This window comes from Pseudomonas sp. B28(2017) (assembly GCF_002113025.1).
Taxonomy (GTDB): domain Bacteria; phylum Pseudomonadota; class Gammaproteobacteria; order Pseudomonadales; family Pseudomonadaceae; genus Aquipseudomonas.
Genome location: NZ_NEJH01000002.1, coordinates 430,330 through 448,504 on the forward strand (window position 1 = coordinate 430,330; position 18,175 = coordinate 448,504).

Genomic DNA, 18,175 nt, shown 5'->3' on the forward strand with positions numbered 1-18,175 from the left:
GACGACACACATTTCGGCGATTGCTTACAACCGCTGAACCGTCACCGAACCCGCCGCCCCTTCTGGCCCAGGCTGACCATCAGCCCCGGGTTTACCGCTCTTGCCGCCATCGGCCTTGTAGATCAGGCAACCCTTGGCCTTGCCACCCGCGCCCGGTTTGCCGCCCGGACCGGCCAGACCACCGGCACCGCCAGCCACCTGGACCTTGATTCGGTCTGCCGGGAAGTCGTGTGGCACCGCCAGTTTAACCAGCGCTCCCGGGGCCCCCGGCTGACCATTGCTGCCATCACTGCCATCGGCGCCACGACCGGCCTGCCCCCAAGTGCACCCCGGTTCCTCACCGTTAGCCCCATCGAGACCGACAAACCCCGGTGCGCCCGCGCCACCACGGGCATCAACGAGCAATTGCGGTGCATTCAGTGCCTTGATCTGCAAATCAAGATTGCGTCCGGATCGAGCGGCCTTCTGATAGGTCCCGGGGGCGCCACGGGCGGTGATCTGGCTGCCTTCGGACAAATCAGCGCGGCGGACCTTCAGCGCCAGTGCCTGTTCCCCCGGCACGATGGCGATGCGCGCCTCTCGCCCCAGATGCAATTCACCCACGGTGACTTCGGTGACGTTCGAGGGAATCAGCAAGGTGCCATAATCGGCCACTTCCAGGCGTTCCAGTTGCAGGGTGCTGGCAGTGTTGGGCAAGCGCATCAACGAGTTGGGTTCGACACTCACCACCTGTGCGCAGGCCAATGGGCTGATGAGTGCGGCGAGCAGGCAGAGTTTACGCATGGGAAGCCTTCGAAGCGGTAGGGGCTGGAATGGTTTGCAGGTGGAATACGCCGAAAATGACGATCTTCAGGCGGTCAAGCCAGGGATGGGCGCGACCCCGCAGGCTGCGATAGCACAGCAATGCTTCCAGTAGATGGATGAATCCCAACAGGCCGCCGGCCAGATTGACCAACGGGTGCAGCGGAAAGACGAACGGCGTGAGCAGGTTGACCAGCACCACCGACCAGAACACCAGGGTCAATAACCGCCCCAGCCCCCATATGACTTTCATACGCTCCCCCGATGAGAATTATTGTTTGCACGCACAGTAACGGCTTCCACGCGGGTTAAGCCAGAGGGCAACGGAAAATTCTTCATGAAGGCCGCCGAACGGCCGTCGCAGCGCTCACAACTGTCGCTCGACGGCTCTATCTCTTGGTTCAACGGTTTATATGCAGATCCACGCGACGGTTTTTCGCACGCCCTTCTTCCGTTTCGTTATCGGCAATCGGTTGACTCTCGCCCTTGCCTTCGCTGGTGACTTTGTTCGGCGCCACACCCTGGCTCAACAGGTATTCCGCCACGCTGCTGGCACGCCGCTCCGACAAGGCCTGGTTATAGACATCCGAGCCGACACTGTCGGTATGGCCGACCACCTTGATGCTGACCACATCGGCATCTTCGAACTTGCTCATCAATGCATCCAGACGACTCTTCGCCGTCGGGGTCAGGTCGGATTGATTGAAGGCAAACAGCACGTCATCGCTCAGGGTGATGACTTCGGATTGTGCGGACTCGGGTTTGACGCTGGCGGCCGGATACTGCGGCATCGGGCAACCGTGATGCTCGACCGGGGTATTGGCGGGGGTGTCAGGGCAACGGTCGCGTCGGTCGAAAACGCCGTCGCCGTCTTCGTCGCCATCCTGGGCATAGCAGATCAAACCGCCGGACAAGATACCCAGCGCCGCCCCACCCGCGGCCCAACCACCATTCTCGATGGCGCCCAGACCACCACCGACCAGGCCACCGATGAGGCTGCAAATTGGCCAGGTTCGTTGATTGAGGGGGGCAGTGCCGTCGCTGTGGGTCGCGCAGCCGGTCAAGAGACTGCCAAGTAGCAGAACCGGCAAGACGGTCCTTGTGAGAACGATCATGTTGAAAGCTCCTGTGTCCCCGGCCAATACCGGTTACACAGGAGTAAAGACCCGCATCCGCGACTGCACAAGGCGCGGATGCGAGGGGGGCTTAACGCTCGATTTTGATTTCCGTACGACGGTTCTGTGCACGACCGTCAGCGGTTTTGTTGTCAGCAACCGGCTGGCTTTCACCGGCACCGACAACCGACACGAAGTTACTGCGAGGTACGCCTTGCGAGATGAGGTATTCAACCACCGAGTGGGCGCGTTTATCCGACAGTTTCTGGTTGTAGACATCGCTGCCCACGCTGTCGGTATGACCGGTGACGGTCAGTTTGGCAGTCGGGGCTTCGGCTTTCAGGCGAGTGGCAATCTTGTCGAGTACCAGTTTGTCGGACGAGGTAAGCGTGGCTTTATCAAACTGGAAGTGAACATCGCGGATGACGATGGTTTCTTCCTTGACCACAACCGCTTCTTCGACCACAGGTGCTGGTGGTGGGCAACCGTTGGCATCGACCTGAACGCCTTTTGGCGTGCCTGGGCACTTGTCACGGCTGTCCGGCACACCATCACCGTCTTCGTCGCCATCCCCGTGAACCCAGCAATAAGCCGCTGCCGTGCCGCCGACGAGCAGAGCACCATACCCTGCCCATGCCGAGCTTTCGGTCGCACCGAGGCCCGCGCCCACGACACCACCAACCGCCGCGCAGGTCGGCCAATCGGTTTTCTGCAAACCTGCGCAACCAGTCAAGACACTGGTTAGCAGAACCAAGGGTAATGCTGTCCGAACTATGCTCATCTAGTTTTCTCCTGAAGGATCGGCTTAGAACCGATTCAGGTAGTAAAGACCCGAGTTTTAAACTCCGCCAGCAATAGGCCATGCTGTTTATTCACGCATTGGCGACAGGTTGACGCTTTTGTCGCCAAGCCGCTCTAGGCCCGAACGTTCGGGCAGGCTAGTCTTGGCAGATCTGATTGAGGATCTTCGATGACTGCAGATATTTCTTCACGCACGCCGCAACAGGCTCTGGCCGCTTTACTTGACCGATATGCCCCCGCGCGCCTGTTGTTGATCGGCGCCAGCGAGTTCCCGGCACTGGAAGCATTCAAACTTGCTCACCCTGAAAGCAGCGTCGCTTGCGCTGCCCCCGGGCCATTGCCCGCCGAGTTGGCAGCCCGCCGATTCGACCTGGCCCTGGCGGTCGATTGCCTGGAGCACTTGCCCAAGCGCGACGGCCTGAACCTGCTGGGCGGTATCCGCAACCTCAACGCCAGCCGCATCGCCGTGCTGGCGGATCTGTCGGCCTGCGGATGGCAGGAAACCGACTTTTTCTCCATGGCCCTGCAAGCCAGCGAACGCTTTCAACGGGACGAACAGGTCCTGACCCTGTTTACCTACGATCTGCTTGAATACAAACAAGTCCCCGACTGGCTGAATTCGCGCTTTTGGGCCAATCCGGAAAACTTCGGGAAATACTGGTGGTAATGCAATGAGTACATCCATTTGCCCTTGCGGCAGCGGCACCCCGCTCGATGCCTGCTGCGGTCACTACCATGCCGGGCACCCGGCGCCGTGCGCGGAAGCCTTGATGCGCTCACGCTACAGCGCCTATGTGTTGGGGCTGGTCGATTATCTGGTGGCCACCACCCTGCCTGCCCAACAGGCCGGCCTGGACCGTCAATCGATCAGCGACTGGAGCGCACAAAGTACGTGGTTGGGCCTTGAGGTGGAAAGCTCCGAAGTACTGGGCGGCCAGCCTGAACACGCTTTCGTGACCTTCACCGCGCGGTGGCACGACAGCGGTGGCGAGCACAGCCACCGCGAGCGTTCGTCATTTGTGCAAAACACCGGGCGCTGGTATTTCATCGACCCCACCGTGCCGCTCAAGGCTGGACGCAATGATGCCTGCCCGTGTGCGAGTGGGCAGAAGTTCAAGAAGTGTTGCGCGGGGTATTTCAGCAGCTAGGACATGGAATGCCTGTCCACCCCGCAGGAGTAGCCGAAGGCTGCGATCTTTTGGGTCTAGACTGGGGCTCAAGGGAGAAACACCACGATGATCATCCGGCGCGGCGCACTCTATCTGCTCACGTTGTTCCTGACACTGGGACTCGGCGGCTGCGTATCGTGGTTCGGCGACGACTTGCCGGACCCCGAAGTCCATCTGGTGAAGATAGAGGTGGTCCGCGCCAAATTGCTGGAACAGAAACTCCTCCTGCATTTTCGCATCGACAACCCCAACGACAGCGACCTGACGGTGCGCAGTCTGGAGTACCGCATTCACTTGGGTGACATTCTGCTTGCCGAAGGCGAGCACGAACACTGGTTCACCGTCGGCCCCAAACACAGCGCCTACTTCAAGGTACCGATCCGCACCAACCTGTGGTCAAAGGTACGTGACCTGGCCAAACTGCTGAAAAAATCCGATCAACCCATTCCCTATCGTCTGGAAGGTGAGCTGGAAACCGGTATATTCATCGCCCACTACGTGCACCTGGCGCGCAATGGCGTGATAATCCCCGCCGATTTAATTCCGGAGCAACACCGATGACCCAGCAACCCCACGTCCATGGCCCTGACTGCAACCACGATCATGACCATCACCAGCATGATCACGACCACGGCCATGTCCACGGTCCGAACTGCGGCCACGCTCACCAGGAACCGGTGCGCAACGCCCTGAAAGACGTCGGCCGCAACGATCCGTGCCCATGCGGCAACGGCAAGAAATTCAAGAAGTGCCACGGCGCTTGATGCTTCGGGCGAAGACTTGCTTCGCCTGTTGAATCGTCTTCGCAAGCAGACCTGTGGTGTGAATGCAGTTCCCTTGCAGGAGCGAGCTTGTTCGCGATGGACTGTCAGTCGACATCTGTGTAGCTGACACACCATCGCGAGCAAGCTCGCTCCTACAGGTTTTCAGTCAGCCTTTAATACACATGCGGTGCTGACCACCGTCGCATACTCACCGTGCAAATTCCCCAGCGACATCGCATGCACCTCCTCGGCGCTATGGGCATGGCCGAAAAAATCAGCCTTGTCGAAGGTAAAGCACGCATCCTCGGCCACCCACGTATCAAACCCCAGGTTGCCCGCAGTGCGTGCCGTGGATTCCACCGAGTTGTGGGTCGCGACACCGGCGATGATCAACTGCCCGATCCCTGCCTCGCGCAACTGCGTCTCCAGCCCCGTCGAACAAAACGCATCCGGCACCTGTTTCTGGATCAGGCGTTCGCCGGCCCTTGGTGCAAAACGCTCCTGAAACTCCACCCCCGACTGCTGCGGCCAGAACACTGAGTCCTCTGAGCGGGACAGGTGCTGTACATGGATCACCGGCCGAGCGGTGCGCCGCCAATGGTCGAGCATCTCCAGCATGCGCGCTTCGGCTTGCGGGTTGTTCCTGCGGCCGAGTCTGGGGTGAAGGATGCCTTTCTGTTGATCGATGATGATCAGTGCCGCATTTGCCTTGAGCTCCATGCCGACTGTTCTCCAGGATTGTTGACCGTATCGCACTTCAACATCGCCCATTGCGACTGGCAAGGCTGCGATCTTTCAGGTTTATCAGACAAATCCTGAAATAACCTTGCACCCCGCTTGCGCGGTCACCTCCCGCTCACTAACGTAGCGCCTTTATTTCGCGCCGCCTCTACCCCCGCAGGAGCTTTGCCATGGCCTCGCCAGCCCTTACTCATTCTCTACCCCGGTTCGGCGTTGCCGCAGCAGTGGCCGGTGTCTTGAGCCTGACCGGTTGTCAGAACTTCAACGCCCAGGACACCCTCCCGCCGACCTCCGGCGTACAACCGCTCAAGGGCCTGGCGCAGAACGTTTCGGTGCGCCGCAATGCCATGGGCATGCCGCTGATCGAAAGCAACAGCTTCCACGACGCGCTGTTCACCCTCGGTTACGTGCATGCCAGCGACCGCATCACGCAGATGGTCACCCTGCGCCTGCTGGCCCAGGGCCGTTTGGCCGAGATGCAGGGTGCGGACCTGCTGGATGCCGATCGCTACATGCGGGCGGTCAACCTGAAGAAAAGTGCTGGCGAGTTGTACAAGGCCTCTTCGCCGCGCCTCAAGCGTTTCTTCGAAGTCTATGCGCGGGGCGTCAACGCCTACCTGTTCCGCTACCGCGACAAACTGCCGGCCGACCTGGCGGCCACCGGCTACAAGCCTGAATACTGGCAGCCGGAAGATTCGGCGCTGATTTTCTGTCTGTTGAACTTCAGCCAGTCGACCAACCTGCCGGAAGAAATTTCCTCGCTGGTACTGGCCCAGACCATCACCACCGACAAACTCGCGTGGCTGACGCCGTCGGCACCCGATGAAAAACTGCCGGTCGCCGAAAGCGAAAAACTGCAAGGACTCAAGCTCAACGGGCAAGTCCCGGGGCTGGCCGAACTCAGTAAAGCCATTGGACAACTGTCGGACCTCAATCTGCCGGGCGCCACTTCGTCGAACAACTGGGCCATCGCCCCGCAGCGCAGCCGCAGCGGCAAGAGCCTGTTGGCCAGTGACAGTCACGGCCCGCTGGGCGTGCCTTCGCTGTTCAGTTACGTGCAGATTCGCACGCCGAAGTATCAGGCGTCCGGCGTGACCGTCGCGGGCCTGCCGATGGTGCTGGGAGGTTTCAACGGCAAAGTGGCGTGGAGCATGACGTCCGTGATGGGCGACAACCAGGACCTGTTCCTGGAGAAGATCAAGCGCCAGGGTAATGGGCTTACCTACGAAAACGCCGGGAAATGGCAGCCGGTGATCGTGCGCGACGAAACCTATTTCGTCAAAGGCCAGCGGCCGATTCGCGAAGCCGTATACGAAACCCGCCACGGCCCGCTACTCAACAGCGCCCAGAGCACCACGCTGGCCAATGGTTTTGGCCTGGCCTTGCAGATGCCGAGTTTCACCGACGACAAGAGCCTGGACGCGTTCTTCGACCTGTCCCGCGCCCAGAGCGTCGAGAAAGCCTCGGATGCCAGCCGCGAAATCCGCGCCATCGCACTGAACCTGGTATTTGCCGATGCCAGCCACATCGGATGGCAAGTTACCGGTCGTTACCCGAACCGCCGCGAAGGCGAAGGCCTGCTGCCCTCACCGGGCTGGGAAGGCCGCTACGATTGGGACGGTTATGCCGACCCGATGCTGCACCCGTACGACCAGGATCCGGCCCAAGGCTGGCTCGGCACTGCCAACCAGCGGGTCATTCCCCATGGCTACGGCATGCAGTTGTCCAACTCCTGGGCCGCTCCGGAGCGTGGCGAGCGCCTGGCCGAACTGGCCGGTGCAGGCAAACATGACAGCCGCAGCCTGATCGCCATGCAATACGACCAGATCACGACCTTCGCTGCCAAGCTGAAGAAGATGTTTGAAGCGCCGGGCATGGCCCAGCCGCTCAAGCAAGCCATCGACGCCTTGCCGGCGACCGATCGCGCCAAGGCACACGAGGCCTACAGCCGCTTGATGGCGTTCGACGGCAAGCTCGGCCCAACCTCCACCGATGCGGCAATCTACGAATTGTTCCTGCAGGAAAGCACCCGGCAGATCTTCCTCGATGAACTGGGTCCTGAAAGCAACCCTGCATGGAAGGCTTTTGTCGCCGACGGCAAGCTGTCTTACTCGGCCCAGGCCGATCATTTGCTCGGACGTGAGGACAGCCCGTTCTGGGATGATGTGCGCACCGCGCAGAAAGAAGACAAACCGGCCATCCTCGCTCGCAGCCTCGCCGCCGCGATCAGCGCAGGCGACAGCCAGTTGGGCAGCGATCACAAGACCTGGCAGTGGGGCAAACTGCATCGCTATGAATGGAAGAACACCAGCGGCCAGACCGTACGCGGACCATTGCCGGCCGGCGGCGATCACACCACGCTCAACACCGCCGTCTTCGCCTGGGGCCAGGACTTCAACACTACGCTGGCGCCAGCCATGCGTTTTATCGTCGACTTCGGCCAGTCCGAACCGCTGATGGCGCAGAACGGTACCGGCCAATCCGGCAACCCGGCCAGCCCGAATTACCTCAACAGCATTGAACCGTGGCTCAAGGGTCAATACATGAGCCTGCCGATGCAGCCGCAGAACTTCGACAACGCCTATGGCAAGGCGCGGTTGACGCTGACCCCCGGCAAGTAATCTCCCCTGTGGGAGCCTGCTCGCGATTGCGCCCTGTCAGTCAACATTGTCGTGTGACTGACGCACCGCTATTGCGAGCGGCTCACTCTCACGCTGGATTTTTGTCCGCCCACAACCCCTCGATAGAACTTCACGCCCCGCGCCAGACTCTTAGCTAACAAATTCCTCCTCTCTGGCACTGCCATGGACCTTGTTGTCTCGCGTCCCGAAGGTTTGTACTGCCCCGCCGGCGACTTTTATATCGACCCGTGGCGACCGGTCGAACGCGCCGTGATCACCCACGCCCATGGCGACCATGCCCGCGCCGGCAATCAGCATTACCTGGCGGCAGCGCCCGGCGAGACCATTCTGCGCATGCGACTGGGTCAGGCCATCAACCTGCAGTCCCTGGGCTATGGCGAACGCCTGCTGCATCAGGGCGTGTTCCTCAGTTTTCATCCCGCCGGCCACGTGCTCGGCTCGGCGCAAGTAAGACTGGAATACGCTGGAGAAGTCTGGGTGGCTTCCGGGGACTACAAGATCGAACCCGACGGCACTTGCGCCCCCTTTGAACCCGTACGCTGCGACACCTTCATCACCGAATCGACCTTTGACCTGCCGATCTACCGCTGGCAACCCCAGGCTCAGGTGTTTGCCGAGATAAATCGATGGTGGCAAGCCAATGCGGCGGTCGAAAAAACCAGCGTGCTGTTCTGTTATTCCCTCGGCAAGGCCCAGCGCATTCTCCATGGCATCGACGCACGACTCGGACCCGTTCTGGTGCATGACGCCGTAGAACCAATCAACCGGATCTACCGCGAAGCGGGGATTTATCTGCCGCCCACGATTCATGCCACCGAAATCAAAAAGAGCGACCCGATGATGCGCAAGGCGCTGGTGCTCGCACCGCCATCTGCGGCGAACAGCAGCTGGATGCGCCGCTTCGGCGATTACAGTGATGGCTTTGCCAGCGGCTGGATGCGTTTGCGCGGCACACGCCGACGGCGCAGTGTGGACCGGGGTTTCGTGCTGTCCGACCATACCGACTGGCCCGGTCTGCTGTGGGCCATCGAACAGACCGGCGCCGAACGGATCATGGTCACTCATGGAACGGCCGGTGCTCTGGTACGCCATCTGCGCGAGCAGGGTCTAGATGCCACGACGTTCGACACCGAATACGGTGATGACGAAGATGACGCGATCATTGCCCAAGCCGAGCCTGCCAAGGTGCTGCCATGAAGGCGTTCGCCGAGCTGTATGCCGAACTGGACGCCTCCACCTCGAACAACGCCAAACTGGCAGCAATGCAAAACTACTTCGCCCAGGCCACGCCGGAAGATGCCGCATGGGCGGTGTACTTTCTGTCGGGTGGACGCCCCCGGCAATTAGTGCCGGTGCGGGTACTGCGCGAACTGGCCGTAGCGATTTCCGGTTTGCCGGAATGGCTGTTCGAAGAGAGTTACCAGGCCGTCGGTGACCTCGCGGAAACCATTTCTCTGGTTTTACCGCAAGCGTCACACCATTCAACCGACGGGCTGGCCACATGGGTCGAGGACAAACTGCTGCCACTGCGCGGCGAAACAGCGCAATCCCTCGCGCATCGGTTACCGATGCTATGGGCGCAACTGGACAGTCTGAGCCTGATGGTCTGCATCAAACTGATCACCGGCAGCTTGCGCGTCGGGGTGTCCAGATTGCTGGTCACCCGCGCCCTGGCAGCCATGGCCCACCTCGACAGCAAACGCGTGGCGCAGCGGCTGGTGGGCTACACCGACCAGTCCCATCGCCCCAACGCCACCAGCTACCTGAAACTGATTGCCGCCGAATCGCAAGATGAACACGCCCAGCGTGGCGGCCAGCCTTACCCGTTTTTTCTCGCCCATGCCTTGTCGCCGCCTGTGGAACAATTCGAAACGCTGCTTGGCCCTGTCCAGCAGTGGCAGGTGGAGTGGAAATGGGATGGCATCCGCGCCCAGGTGATCAAGCGCGACGGGCGACTGTGGATCTGGTCGCGGGGTGAAGATCTGGTGACCGAACGCTTCCCTGAACTGGACAGTTTGATACTGGGCCTTCCTGACGGGACGGTGATCGACGCAGAGATCGTCGCCTGGAAATCTGCACCAACCGGCATCGAAAAGGTTTTTCAATCAGCGGCGCAACCTTTCGCCCTCCTGCAACAACGAATCGGTCGCAAGACCCTGGACCGGAAAATCCTCGAAGACGTGCCAGTGGTACTGCTCGCCTTCGATTTGCTCGAATGGCAGGGCGAGGACTGGCGCAACCGGCGTCAGGCCGAGCGACGCGCGCAACTGGAATGGGTGACCGGTGATTGCGCCAATCCGCGGTTGCGCCTCTCCCCATTGTTGTCCGGCGACACCTGGCTCGACCTCGCCCGCCAGCGCGAGGCCTCCCGCGCCCTCGGTGTCGAGGGCCTGATGCTCAAGGCGCGTGATGCCCTGTACGGCATCGGCCGGACCAAGGACATGGGCGTGTGGTGGAAATGGAAAGTCGACCCGTTCAGCGTTGACGCCGTGCTGATCCATGCGCAACAGGGGCAAGGACGCCGGGCCAGCCTCTACAGCAATTACACATTCGCCGTCTGGGACGGCCCCCCGGATGCCGGCGAACGCTCCCTGGTGCCGTTCGCCAAAGCTTATTCAGGGCTGAGCGATGACGAAATCCGCCAGATCGACAGCATCGTGCGCAAGACCACGGTGGAAAAGTTCGGGCCCTTGACCAGCGTCCAGCCAAGCCTGGTGTTTGAATTGGTTTTTGAGGGAATCGCCCTCTCCCGCCGTCACAAAAGTGGCATTGCTGTGCGCTTTCCGCGGATATTGCGCTGGCGCAAGGACAAGTCGGTCGACGAAGCCGACACTTTGACGACCCTGCAAAATCTGCTCAGCTAGCCCCTCTTTTCATCCTCATTATTTTTTCTTTTTGAACCGAACGGGTGCGGCCATTTCCCTGCGCCCGTTTTCGTGCATAAATCTGTCTCCGGCCATTTCCAAGCACCTTTTTAAACGCTTGTTCGGCACTCTGGTTCGGAAATTGCTACTTTCAATAGGTCACACGCTTTCCAGTAACAACAATTCTGCGCCACGAGCGCTCATATTGGTTTTTAGGGATTGAATAATGAAAAAAGCATTGCTGACCCTTTCTGCACTGGCGTTGTGCGTGGCTGCTGGCTCCGCCATGGCGAAGGAGTACAAAGAACTGCGTTTCGGCGTTGACCCCTCCTACGCGCCGTTCGAGTCGAAAGCGGCCGATGGCAACCTGGTAGGCTTTGACATCGATCTGGGGAACGCGATCTGCGCCGAACTGAAGGTCAAGTGCAAGTGGGTCGAAAGTGACTTCGACGGCATGATCCCCGGCCTGAAGGCCAACAAATTCGACGGTGTGATCTCGTCGATGACCGTTACACCGGCCCGCGAAAAAGTCATCGACTTCTCCAGCGAGCTGTTCTCCGGCCCAACCGCTTACGTGTCCAAGAAAGGTTCTGGCGTGACCGCAGACGTCGCGTCCCTCAAGGGCAAAACCGTCGGCTACGAACAAGGCACCATTCAGGAAGCCTATGCCAAAGCCATTCTGGACAAGGCCGGCGTAAAAACCCAGGCCTACGCCAACCAGGATCAGGTCTACGCTGACTTGACTTCCGGTCGTCTCGATGCAGGGATCCAGGACATGCTGCAAGCCGAACTGGGCTTCCTGAAGTCGCCACAGGGTGCCGACTACGAAGTCAGCAAACCGGTCGACAATGAACTGCTGCCGGCCAAAACAGCGGTCGGTATTAAGAAAGGTAACACCGAGCTGAAAGCGCTTTTGGATAAAGGTATCAAAGCGTTACACGATGATGGCACCTACGCCACCATTCAGAAGAAACACTTTGGCGATCTGAATCTGTACAGCGGCAAATAATGCCCGGCGCCCATCTTGCGATGGGCGCTTTATTCTTCCGATCAGGTTGCTGATTTATGTTCGAAAACCTCCTGCAAAATCTGGGGCTCTCAGCCTTCAGCCTCAAGGGCTTCGGTCCGTTGCTGATGGAAGGCACCTGGATGACCATCAAATTATCGGCGATGTCGCTGCTGGTGGCCGTGTTGCTCGGCCTGCTCGGCGCCAGTGCCAAGCTGTCGAAAGTCAAATTGCTGCGCCTGCCTGCCCAGTGCTACACCACGCTGATTCGCGGGGTGCCGGATCTGGTGCTGATGCTGCTGATCTTCTACAGCCTGCAAACCTGGCTGACGTCGCTCACCGACTACATGGAATGGGAATACATCGAGATTGACCCGTTCAGCGCCGGGGTTCTGACCCTGGGCTTCATCTACGGCGCGTACTTCACCGAAACTTTCCGCGGCGCCATCCTTGCCGTGCCTCGCGGTCAGGTCGAAGCGGCCACCGCCTACGGCCTCAAACGCGGCCAGCGCTTCTGGATCGTGGTGTTCCCGCAAATGATGCGCTTTGCCCTGCCAGGCATCGGCAACAACTGGATGGTGATGCTCAAGGCTACCGCACTGGTGTCGATCATCGGCCTCGCCGACCTGGTCAAGGCTGCTCAGGATGCGGGTAAAAGCAGCTATCAACTGTTTTACTTCCTGGTACTCGCCGCCTTGATCTACCTGTTGATCACCAGTGCCTCCAATATCGTGCTGCGCTGGCTCGAACGCCGCTACGCCGCCGGCACACGGGAGGCCGTACGATGATTGAACTCCTGCAGGAATACTGGAAAGCCTTCCTCTACACCGACGGGCAGAACATCACTGGCCTGGCCATGACCATGTGGCTGCTCAGCGCTTCGATTTTCTTCGGCTTCATCGTGTCGATTCCGCTGTCCATCGCCAGGGTTTCTCCACACTTCTACATTCGCTGGCCGGTGCAGTTCTACACCTATCTGTTTCGGGGTACGCCGCTGTATATCCAGTTGCTGATTTGCTACACGGGGATCTACAGCCTGGCCGCCATACGCGCGCAACCGCTGCTCGACAGCTTCTTCCGCGATGCGATGAACTGCACCATCCTGGCCTTCGCCCTGAACACCTGCGCCTACACCACGGAGATCTTCGCCGGGGCGATTCGCAGCATGGCCCATGGTGAAGTCGAAGCGGCCAAGGCCTATGGCCTGACTGGCTGGAAGCTGTATGCCTACGTGATCATGCCGTCGGCCCTGCGTCGCTCGCTGCCTTACTACAGCAACGAAGTGATTCTGATGTTGCACTCGACCACCGTGGCCTTTACCGCAACCATCCCGGACATTCTGAAAGTCGCGCGGGACGCCAACTCGGCGACCTTCCTGACCTTCCAGTCGTTCGGCATTGCCGCGCTGATCTACCTGACCGTCACTTTTGCGCTGGTCGGCCTGTTCCGCCTTGCCGAACGCCGATGGCTGGCCTTCCTCGGGCCGACCCACTAGGTCTCAACCTGCTTCAGGAACAACAGATGCGCCACCAGAAACATGACCTGCTGGCCCCAATGCCGGGGACCGCGAGACAGATCCACAGTTTTCACTTCGGCCCACAACCGGCCAATGGCAAGATCTACATCCAGGCCTCCCTGCACGCCGACGAAATGCCCGGCATGCTGGTGGCCTGGCACCTCAAGCAACGCCTGGCGGAGCTGGAAGCAGCCGGTCGCCTGCGCAGCGAAATCGTGCTGGTGCCCATCGCCAACCCGGTGGGCCTGGAACAGGTACTGATGGATGTGCCGCTGGGCCGCTACGAGCTGGAAAGCGGCCAGAACTTCAACCGCTGGTTCGTCGACCTCAGTGAAGAAGTCGGCAACGCGATCGAAGGCAAGCTCGGTGACGATCCGCAGCAAAATCAGCAATTGATCCGCAGCAGCCTGCGCGATGCACTAGCCCGGCAGAGCGCCGGCACCCAACTGCAATCCCAGCGCCTGACCCTGCAGCGACTGGCCTGCGACGCCGACATGGTGCTCGACCTGCATTGCGATTTCGAAGCGGTCGCGCACCTCTACACCACACCTGAAGCCTGGCCGCAGGTCGAGCCGCTGGCCCGCTACATCGGTGCCGAAGCCAGCCTGCTGGCAACCGATTCCGGTGGCCAGTCGTTCGACGAATGCTTCACCCTGCTCTGGTGGCAGTTGAAAGAACGCTTCGGCGAGCACTTCGACATTCCGCCGGGCAGTTTTTCGGTGACCGTCGAATTGCGCGGCCAGGGCGACGTCAATCACCCGCTGGCCAGTCTCGATTGTCAGGCGTTGATCGACTACCTGATCCATTTCGGCGCGATCGCCGGCGAACCCGCGCCCCTGCCCGAACTGCCCTACCCGGCGACACCGCTGGCCGGTGTAGAACCGGTGGCCACACCCGTCGGCGGGCTGCTGGTGTTCACCGCACTGCCGGGGCAGTACCTGGAAGCCGGGCAACTGATCGCCGAGATCATTGATCCGGTCAACGATCACGTCACCCCCGTTCATTGTTCCGCCGCCGGGTTGATGTATGCCCGCTCGCTGCGCCGCATGGCCACTGCCGGCATGGTGATCGCCCACGTCGCGGGCACCGAAGCCTATCGCAGCGGCTATCTACTTTCGCCTTGAGGATGCATGCCCCATGTACAAATTGACCATCGAAGGCCTGCATAAAAGCTATGGCGATCATGAAGTCCTCAAAGGTGTTTCGCTCAAGGCTAAAACCGGTGACGTCATCAGCCTGATCGGCGCCAGCGGCTCGGGTAAAAGTACCTTCCTGCGTTGCATCAACTTCCTGGAACAACCCAACGACGGCGCCATGAGCCTTGACGGGCAGAACATCCGCATGATCAAGGATCGTCACGGCATGCACGTGGCCGATGCCAATGAACTGCAGCGGATTCGCACCCGCCTGGCCATGGTGTTCCAGCACTTCAACCTGTGGAGCCACATGACGGTGCTGGAAAACATCACCATGGCTCCGCGTCGGGTATTGGGGTGCGACAGGAAAGAAGCCGAGGACCGCGCCCGGCGTTACCTCGACAAGGTGGGGCTGGCCTCCCGCGTGGCAGACCAGTACCCGGCATTCCTGTCCGGCGGTCAGCAACAACGGGTCGCGATTGCCCGGGCACTGGCCATGGAGCCGGAAGTCATGTTGTTCGACGAACCGACTTCGGCGCTGGACCCGGAACTGGTGGGTGAAGTACTGAAAGTGATCCAGGGCCTGGCCGAAGAAGGCCGGACCATGATCATGGTGACTCACGAAATGAGCTTCGCCCGCAAAGTATCGAGTCAGGTGTTGTTTCTGCACCAGGGCCTGGTTGAGGAAGAAGGCGCGCCGGAAAACGTGCTGGGCAATCCGAAAAGCGAGCGGTTGAAGCAGTTCCTGAGTGGCAACCTGAAGTAACGCCTACTGCAAAACCTGTGGGAGCGAGCCCGCTCGCGAATTGGCCATGTCAGTCAACATCTCTGTTGGATGAAACACCGCCTTCGCGAGCAGGCTCGCTCCCACATTCAATTCAATCAGACAACAGGCGCAGGCGGTGGCTCATCCGGCAAAGTGGGTTCGCCAGGCTCCATCGGCTCCTCGTTCGGGGTATCAGGGTCAGGCTGACCAGGGATGCCGCCCGCCATGCTGACGGGTGGATGTGCCATCAAGGACCAGGCCAGAACGCCAACCTGATTGGGTTCAAGCCTTGCCAGCTCGGCACTGATTCGTGGATCGATCTTCATTCGGCACTCCTGAGCGATGGCCCGACCCGCCTTGCGCGGATCGCAGCAGGACACTCCATAGAGTCTACGCCCGCTCAGGAATTCCCGATATTTGCCTGACGGTTGACTCAGGTGCGAGGCAGGGTCACGCCACGCTGGCCCTGATACTTGCCGCCACGGTCCTTGTAGGACACTTCACACTCTTCGTCAGACTCGAGGAACAGCATCTGCGCCACGCCTTCGTTCGCGTAGATTTTCGCCGGCAGATTGGTGGTGTTGGAGAACTCCAGGGTCACGTGACCTTCCCACTCAGGCTCGAGCGGCGTGACGTTGACGATGATGCCGCAGCGAGCGTAGGTGCTTTTGCCCAGGCAAATGGTCAATACATTACGCGGAATGCGGAAATATTCGACGGTGCTGGCCAGGGCGAAGGAGTTCGGAGGAATGATGCACACGTCGCTGTGGATGTCGACGAAGCTGCCGGCATCGAAGTTTTTCGGGTCGACGATCGCCGAGTTGATGTTGGTGAACACCTTGAAATGATTAGTGCAACGCACATCGTAGCCGTAGCTCGACACGCCATAGGAGATCACACGGCTATCGTCGCTGCCGCGCATCTGGCGCTCGACGAAAGGCTCGATCATGCCGTGCTCTTGCGCCATGCGGCGAATCCACTTGTCCGATTTGATGCTCATGGCGGGTGTCCTGAATAGCGAGGTCGAAAAATTCTGTCCGGCATCTTACCGGGCGCGCCGCCGGGTTCAAAGTCCGCGGTGCAATTCTCGCCGAACAGGCAGGAATTACCTGCACTGGCGACGAACCGTCACACCGCCGATCCTTAAAACAGAGAAACCTGCGCATGAAGCATTGGCACGTCCCTGAAAAAGGGTTAAGGTGACGCCACTGTGCTGCTTGTGTCACTGAGAATCTCTACACGATATGTTGAATTTCGATCCAACCATCTACAAGAATTTTTCCTGCTCTTTGCACTCAGTCTCGGCCAGGGTTCTTCCTGAGTCGCAGTTATCTTTGTTCAAGGAGTTACACCATGTCTAATCGCCAAACCGGTACCGTTAAGTGGTTCAACGATGAAAAAGGCTTCGGCTTCATCACCCCACAATCCGGTGACGACCTGTTCGTTCACTTCAAAGCTATCCAGTCCGACGGCTTCAAAAGCCTGAAAGAAGGCCAACAGGTTTCTTTCATCGCTACCCGCGGTCAGAAAGGCATGCAAGCTGAAGAAGTTCAAGTTATCTAACTTGTACTTGCTTTAGTAAAAAGCCCCGCCCTCAACAGCGGGGCTTTTTTGTGGGCGGGCATTTTTTCCACACAAAAAGAACGCCGCCTTCGATAGCCCCTGCGCTGACCTTGCAGGAGCTGTCGAAGGCGACGATCTTTCGATTTTCTTACCAGGTCACGCCAAACCCTGCGGTGTAGCGTGTCTTGTCCAGATCCGCATCGTCGGTGCCGCTGATGATGTCCCGCTCCGCCTTCAGGTTCAGCGAAGCCCAGTCAGTCACCTTGTAGCGCAACCCCATCTCGGCATCGAGTGCGTAGTCGGCCACACTCGACAGCGGCTTGCCGACCTCGCCATTGGTGAAAAACTCGACACGCTTGCCAACCAGGTAGCGGTTGTAGTCCCACTTCATGGCCAGGGCGTAGAAGTTGTCCTTGCTACCATCAGAGAACTCATAGTCCGTGTGGTTGACCAGCGAGCCCAGGGAGAACGCCCCAAGTTCGTCATCCCAGAACTGATAGCCGGGACCGGTACCGACTGTGCGCTGACGGGAAAGGTCTTCGACCTTGTCACGCTTGTACACCAGGCGCCCCTGCCAGAACCATTGCTCGGTCAGGAATCGGTCGATGGAGTACTCGGCCCGCCAGTTGTCGGTAGTCACCACGCTGTCCTGGAACTCGCGGTTGTATTCGCCTGTGGCGGTATGCCGCCAGCGACCGTGACGCGCACTAGTCTTGAAATCGATGCCATAGTCATCGGTATCGTTTTCCGCCCGCTGATAATCCAGCGCGATATCGATGTTGCCTTTCCACACCAGATCCTCGACCACCGGTTTTGGCTTGAGAATCTGCTGAATGCTCGCCAGTTCGACCGTCCTCGGTACTTCGCCATTGGCCAGCGTGACCTTGCCGGCGTCCGCCGCTTTCAGCGACTTGGCTTTCTCGCCACTGTAGGCATCCTGCTTGACCAGCAACTCCTGATCACTGTCCAGGGTCTTGACCTGTTTCCAGTCGATCGTCACCGCACCGGCGTACTCGGTCTGGATTAGCAGCTTGCCGCCATCGAACAGCGTGATCTTTCCGCTCAGCCTGTCACCGTTCTTCAGCCACACGGTATCGGCCAACAAGGGAGTGGAAGCACTGAAGACAGCGAGGCACAGCAAGGATCTGGACAACTTAAGCAAAATACAGACTCAGGCTTGCGAGAAAAGTCGGCATTATCCGTAGGAACAAGGCCCTGACAAGGACTGACCCGACTATTTCTGTCGAGTTCATTTCTCAACTTTCTGTACAGGAATTACTCTACAGGCGGT

Annotated in this window: 21 protein-coding genes; 13 read left to right on the forward strand and 8 right to left on the reverse strand. The window is 59.6% G+C overall.

The window, feature by feature from the left end; translation table 11 throughout:
- Positions 1–24 precede the first annotated feature (24 nt).
- From CAF65_RS06690 to CAF65_RS06705, 4 genes are all read right to left on the reverse strand, one after another.
- Positions 25–783, reverse strand: coding sequence for a collagen pro alpha-chain precursor (locus CAF65_RS06690; protein ID WP_085715596.1), 759 nt, complete (start codon positions 781–783; stop codon positions 25–27).
- On the reverse strand, positions 776–1,054 hold the full coding sequence (locus CAF65_RS06695; protein WP_085715597.1) for a DUF1145 domain-containing protein: 279 nt from the start codon (positions 1,052–1,054) through the stop codon (positions 776–778). Before CAF65_RS06695 ends, CAF65_RS06690 begins: the two co-directional genes overlap by 8 nt.
- Positions 1,055–1,202: 148 nt before the next feature.
- Entirely contained in the window at positions 1,203–1,916 is a 714-nt protein-coding gene (locus CAF65_RS06700; protein ID WP_085715598.1) for an OmpA family protein, read from the reverse strand.
- A 91-nt stretch (positions 1,917–2,007) separates the two neighbouring features.
- A complete protein-coding gene (locus tag CAF65_RS06705) occupies positions 2,008–2,697 on the reverse strand; it encodes an OmpA family protein (protein WP_085715599.1) in 690 nt (229 codons plus the stop codon).
- A gap of 189 nt (positions 2,698–2,886) precedes the next feature.
- Here CAF65_RS06705 and CAF65_RS06710 point away from each other — a divergent pair, with 189 nt between their 5' ends.
- From CAF65_RS06710 to CAF65_RS06725, 4 genes are all read left to right on the forward strand, one after another.
- A complete protein-coding gene (locus CAF65_RS06710) occupies positions 2,887–3,384 on the forward strand; it encodes a DUF6231 family protein (RefSeq protein WP_085715600.1) in 498 nt (165 codons plus the stop codon).
- A 4-nt stretch (positions 3,385–3,388) separates the two neighbouring features.
- Positions 3,389–3,865, forward strand: a complete 477-nt coding sequence (locus tag CAF65_RS06715; RefSeq protein ID WP_008016059.1) for a YchJ family protein — start codon at positions 3,389–3,391, stop codon at positions 3,863–3,865.
- An 87-nt stretch (positions 3,866–3,952) separates the two neighbouring features.
- Positions 3,953–4,447: an LEA type 2 family protein gene (locus CAF65_RS06720; protein WP_085715601.1), complete on the forward strand. Its 495-nt coding sequence runs from the start codon at positions 3,953–3,955 to the stop codon at positions 4,445–4,447.
- Positions 4,444–4,650, forward strand: a complete 207-nt coding sequence (locus CAF65_RS06725; RefSeq protein WP_008056806.1) for an SEC-C metal-binding domain-containing protein — start codon at positions 4,444–4,446, stop codon at positions 4,648–4,650. Before CAF65_RS06720 ends, CAF65_RS06725 begins: the two co-directional genes overlap by 4 nt.
- Positions 4,651–4,812: 162 nt before the next feature.
- On the opposite strand, the gene CAF65_RS06730 is transcribed toward CAF65_RS06725, so the two are convergent.
- Positions 4,813–5,370, reverse strand: a complete 558-nt coding sequence (locus tag CAF65_RS06730) for a cysteine hydrolase family protein (protein WP_085715602.1) — start codon at positions 5,368–5,370, stop codon at positions 4,813–4,815.
- Positions 5,371–5,561: 191 nt separating this feature from the next.
- On the opposite strand from CAF65_RS06730, the gene CAF65_RS06735 reads away from it, so the two are divergent.
- The 8 genes from CAF65_RS06735 (at position 5,562) to CAF65_RS06770 (ending at position 15,321) form a co-directional block, all read left to right on the forward strand.
- Positions 5,562–8,012 (forward strand): penicillin acylase family protein, encoded by a 2,451-nt coding sequence (locus tag CAF65_RS06735; protein WP_085715603.1) that lies wholly within the window; start codon positions 5,562–5,564, stop codon positions 8,010–8,012.
- A 183-nt stretch (positions 8,013–8,195) separates the two neighbouring features.
- The gene (locus CAF65_RS06740; RefSeq protein WP_085715604.1) at positions 8,196–9,230 is read left to right on the forward strand and encodes a ligase-associated DNA damage response exonuclease; all 1,035 of its coding nucleotides are present in this window, start codon (positions 8,196–8,198) and stop codon (positions 9,228–9,230) included.
- Positions 9,227–10,897, forward strand: coding sequence for an ATP-dependent DNA ligase (locus tag CAF65_RS06745; protein ID WP_085715605.1), 1,671 nt, complete (start codon positions 9,227–9,229; stop codon positions 10,895–10,897). The genes CAF65_RS06740 and CAF65_RS06745 overlap by 4 nt, the downstream gene beginning before the upstream one ends.
- A 226-nt stretch (positions 10,898–11,123) precedes the next feature.
- Entirely contained in the window at positions 11,124–11,906 is a 783-nt protein-coding gene (locus tag CAF65_RS06750; RefSeq protein ID WP_008016055.1) for a transporter substrate-binding domain-containing protein, read from the forward strand.
- 56 nt (positions 11,907–11,962) lie between these two features.
- Positions 11,963–12,691: an ABC transporter permease gene (locus tag CAF65_RS06755; protein WP_085715606.1), complete on the forward strand. Its 729-nt coding sequence runs from the start codon at positions 11,963–11,965 to the stop codon at positions 12,689–12,691.
- The gene (locus CAF65_RS06760) at positions 12,688–13,398 is read left to right on the forward strand and encodes an ABC transporter permease (RefSeq protein WP_085715607.1); all 711 of its coding nucleotides are present in this window, start codon (positions 12,688–12,690) and stop codon (positions 13,396–13,398) included. Before CAF65_RS06755 ends, CAF65_RS06760 begins: the two co-directional genes overlap by 4 nt.
- 26 nt (positions 13,399–13,424) lie before the next feature.
- A complete protein-coding gene (locus CAF65_RS06765) occupies positions 13,425–14,543 on the forward strand; it encodes a succinylglutamate desuccinylase/aspartoacylase family protein (protein WP_085715608.1) in 1,119 nt (372 codons plus the stop codon).
- Positions 14,544–14,556: 13 nt separating this feature from the next.
- A complete protein-coding gene (locus CAF65_RS06770; protein ID WP_085715609.1) occupies positions 14,557–15,321 on the forward strand; it encodes an ABC transporter ATP-binding protein in 765 nt (254 codons plus the stop codon).
- A 116-nt stretch (positions 15,322–15,437) separates the two neighbouring features.
- Here the strand turns inward: CAF65_RS06770 and CAF65_RS06775 are convergent, their stop codons facing one another.
- Entirely contained in the window at positions 15,438–15,647 is a 210-nt protein-coding gene (locus CAF65_RS06775; RefSeq protein ID WP_085715610.1) for a hypothetical protein, read from the reverse strand.
- A gap of 107 nt (positions 15,648–15,754) precedes the next feature.
- On the reverse strand, positions 15,755–16,321 hold the full coding sequence (gene dcd / locus CAF65_RS06780) for a dCTP deaminase (protein WP_007940589.1): 567 nt from the start codon (positions 16,319–16,321) through the stop codon (positions 15,755–15,757).
- A 353-nt stretch (positions 16,322–16,674) separates the two neighbouring features.
- On the opposite strand from dcd, the gene CAF65_RS06785 reads away from it, so the two are divergent.
- Entirely contained in the window at positions 16,675–16,884 is a 210-nt protein-coding gene (locus tag CAF65_RS06785; RefSeq protein WP_002554837.1) for a cold-shock protein, read from the forward strand.
- Positions 16,885–17,032: 148 nt separating this feature from the next.
- Here CAF65_RS06785 and CAF65_RS06790 read toward each other — a convergent pair whose 3' ends face one another.
- A complete protein-coding gene (locus tag CAF65_RS06790; RefSeq protein ID WP_371918998.1) occupies positions 17,033–18,046 on the reverse strand; it encodes a DUF481 domain-containing protein in 1,014 nt (337 codons plus the stop codon).
- Positions 18,047–18,175: the final 129 nt, after the last annotated feature.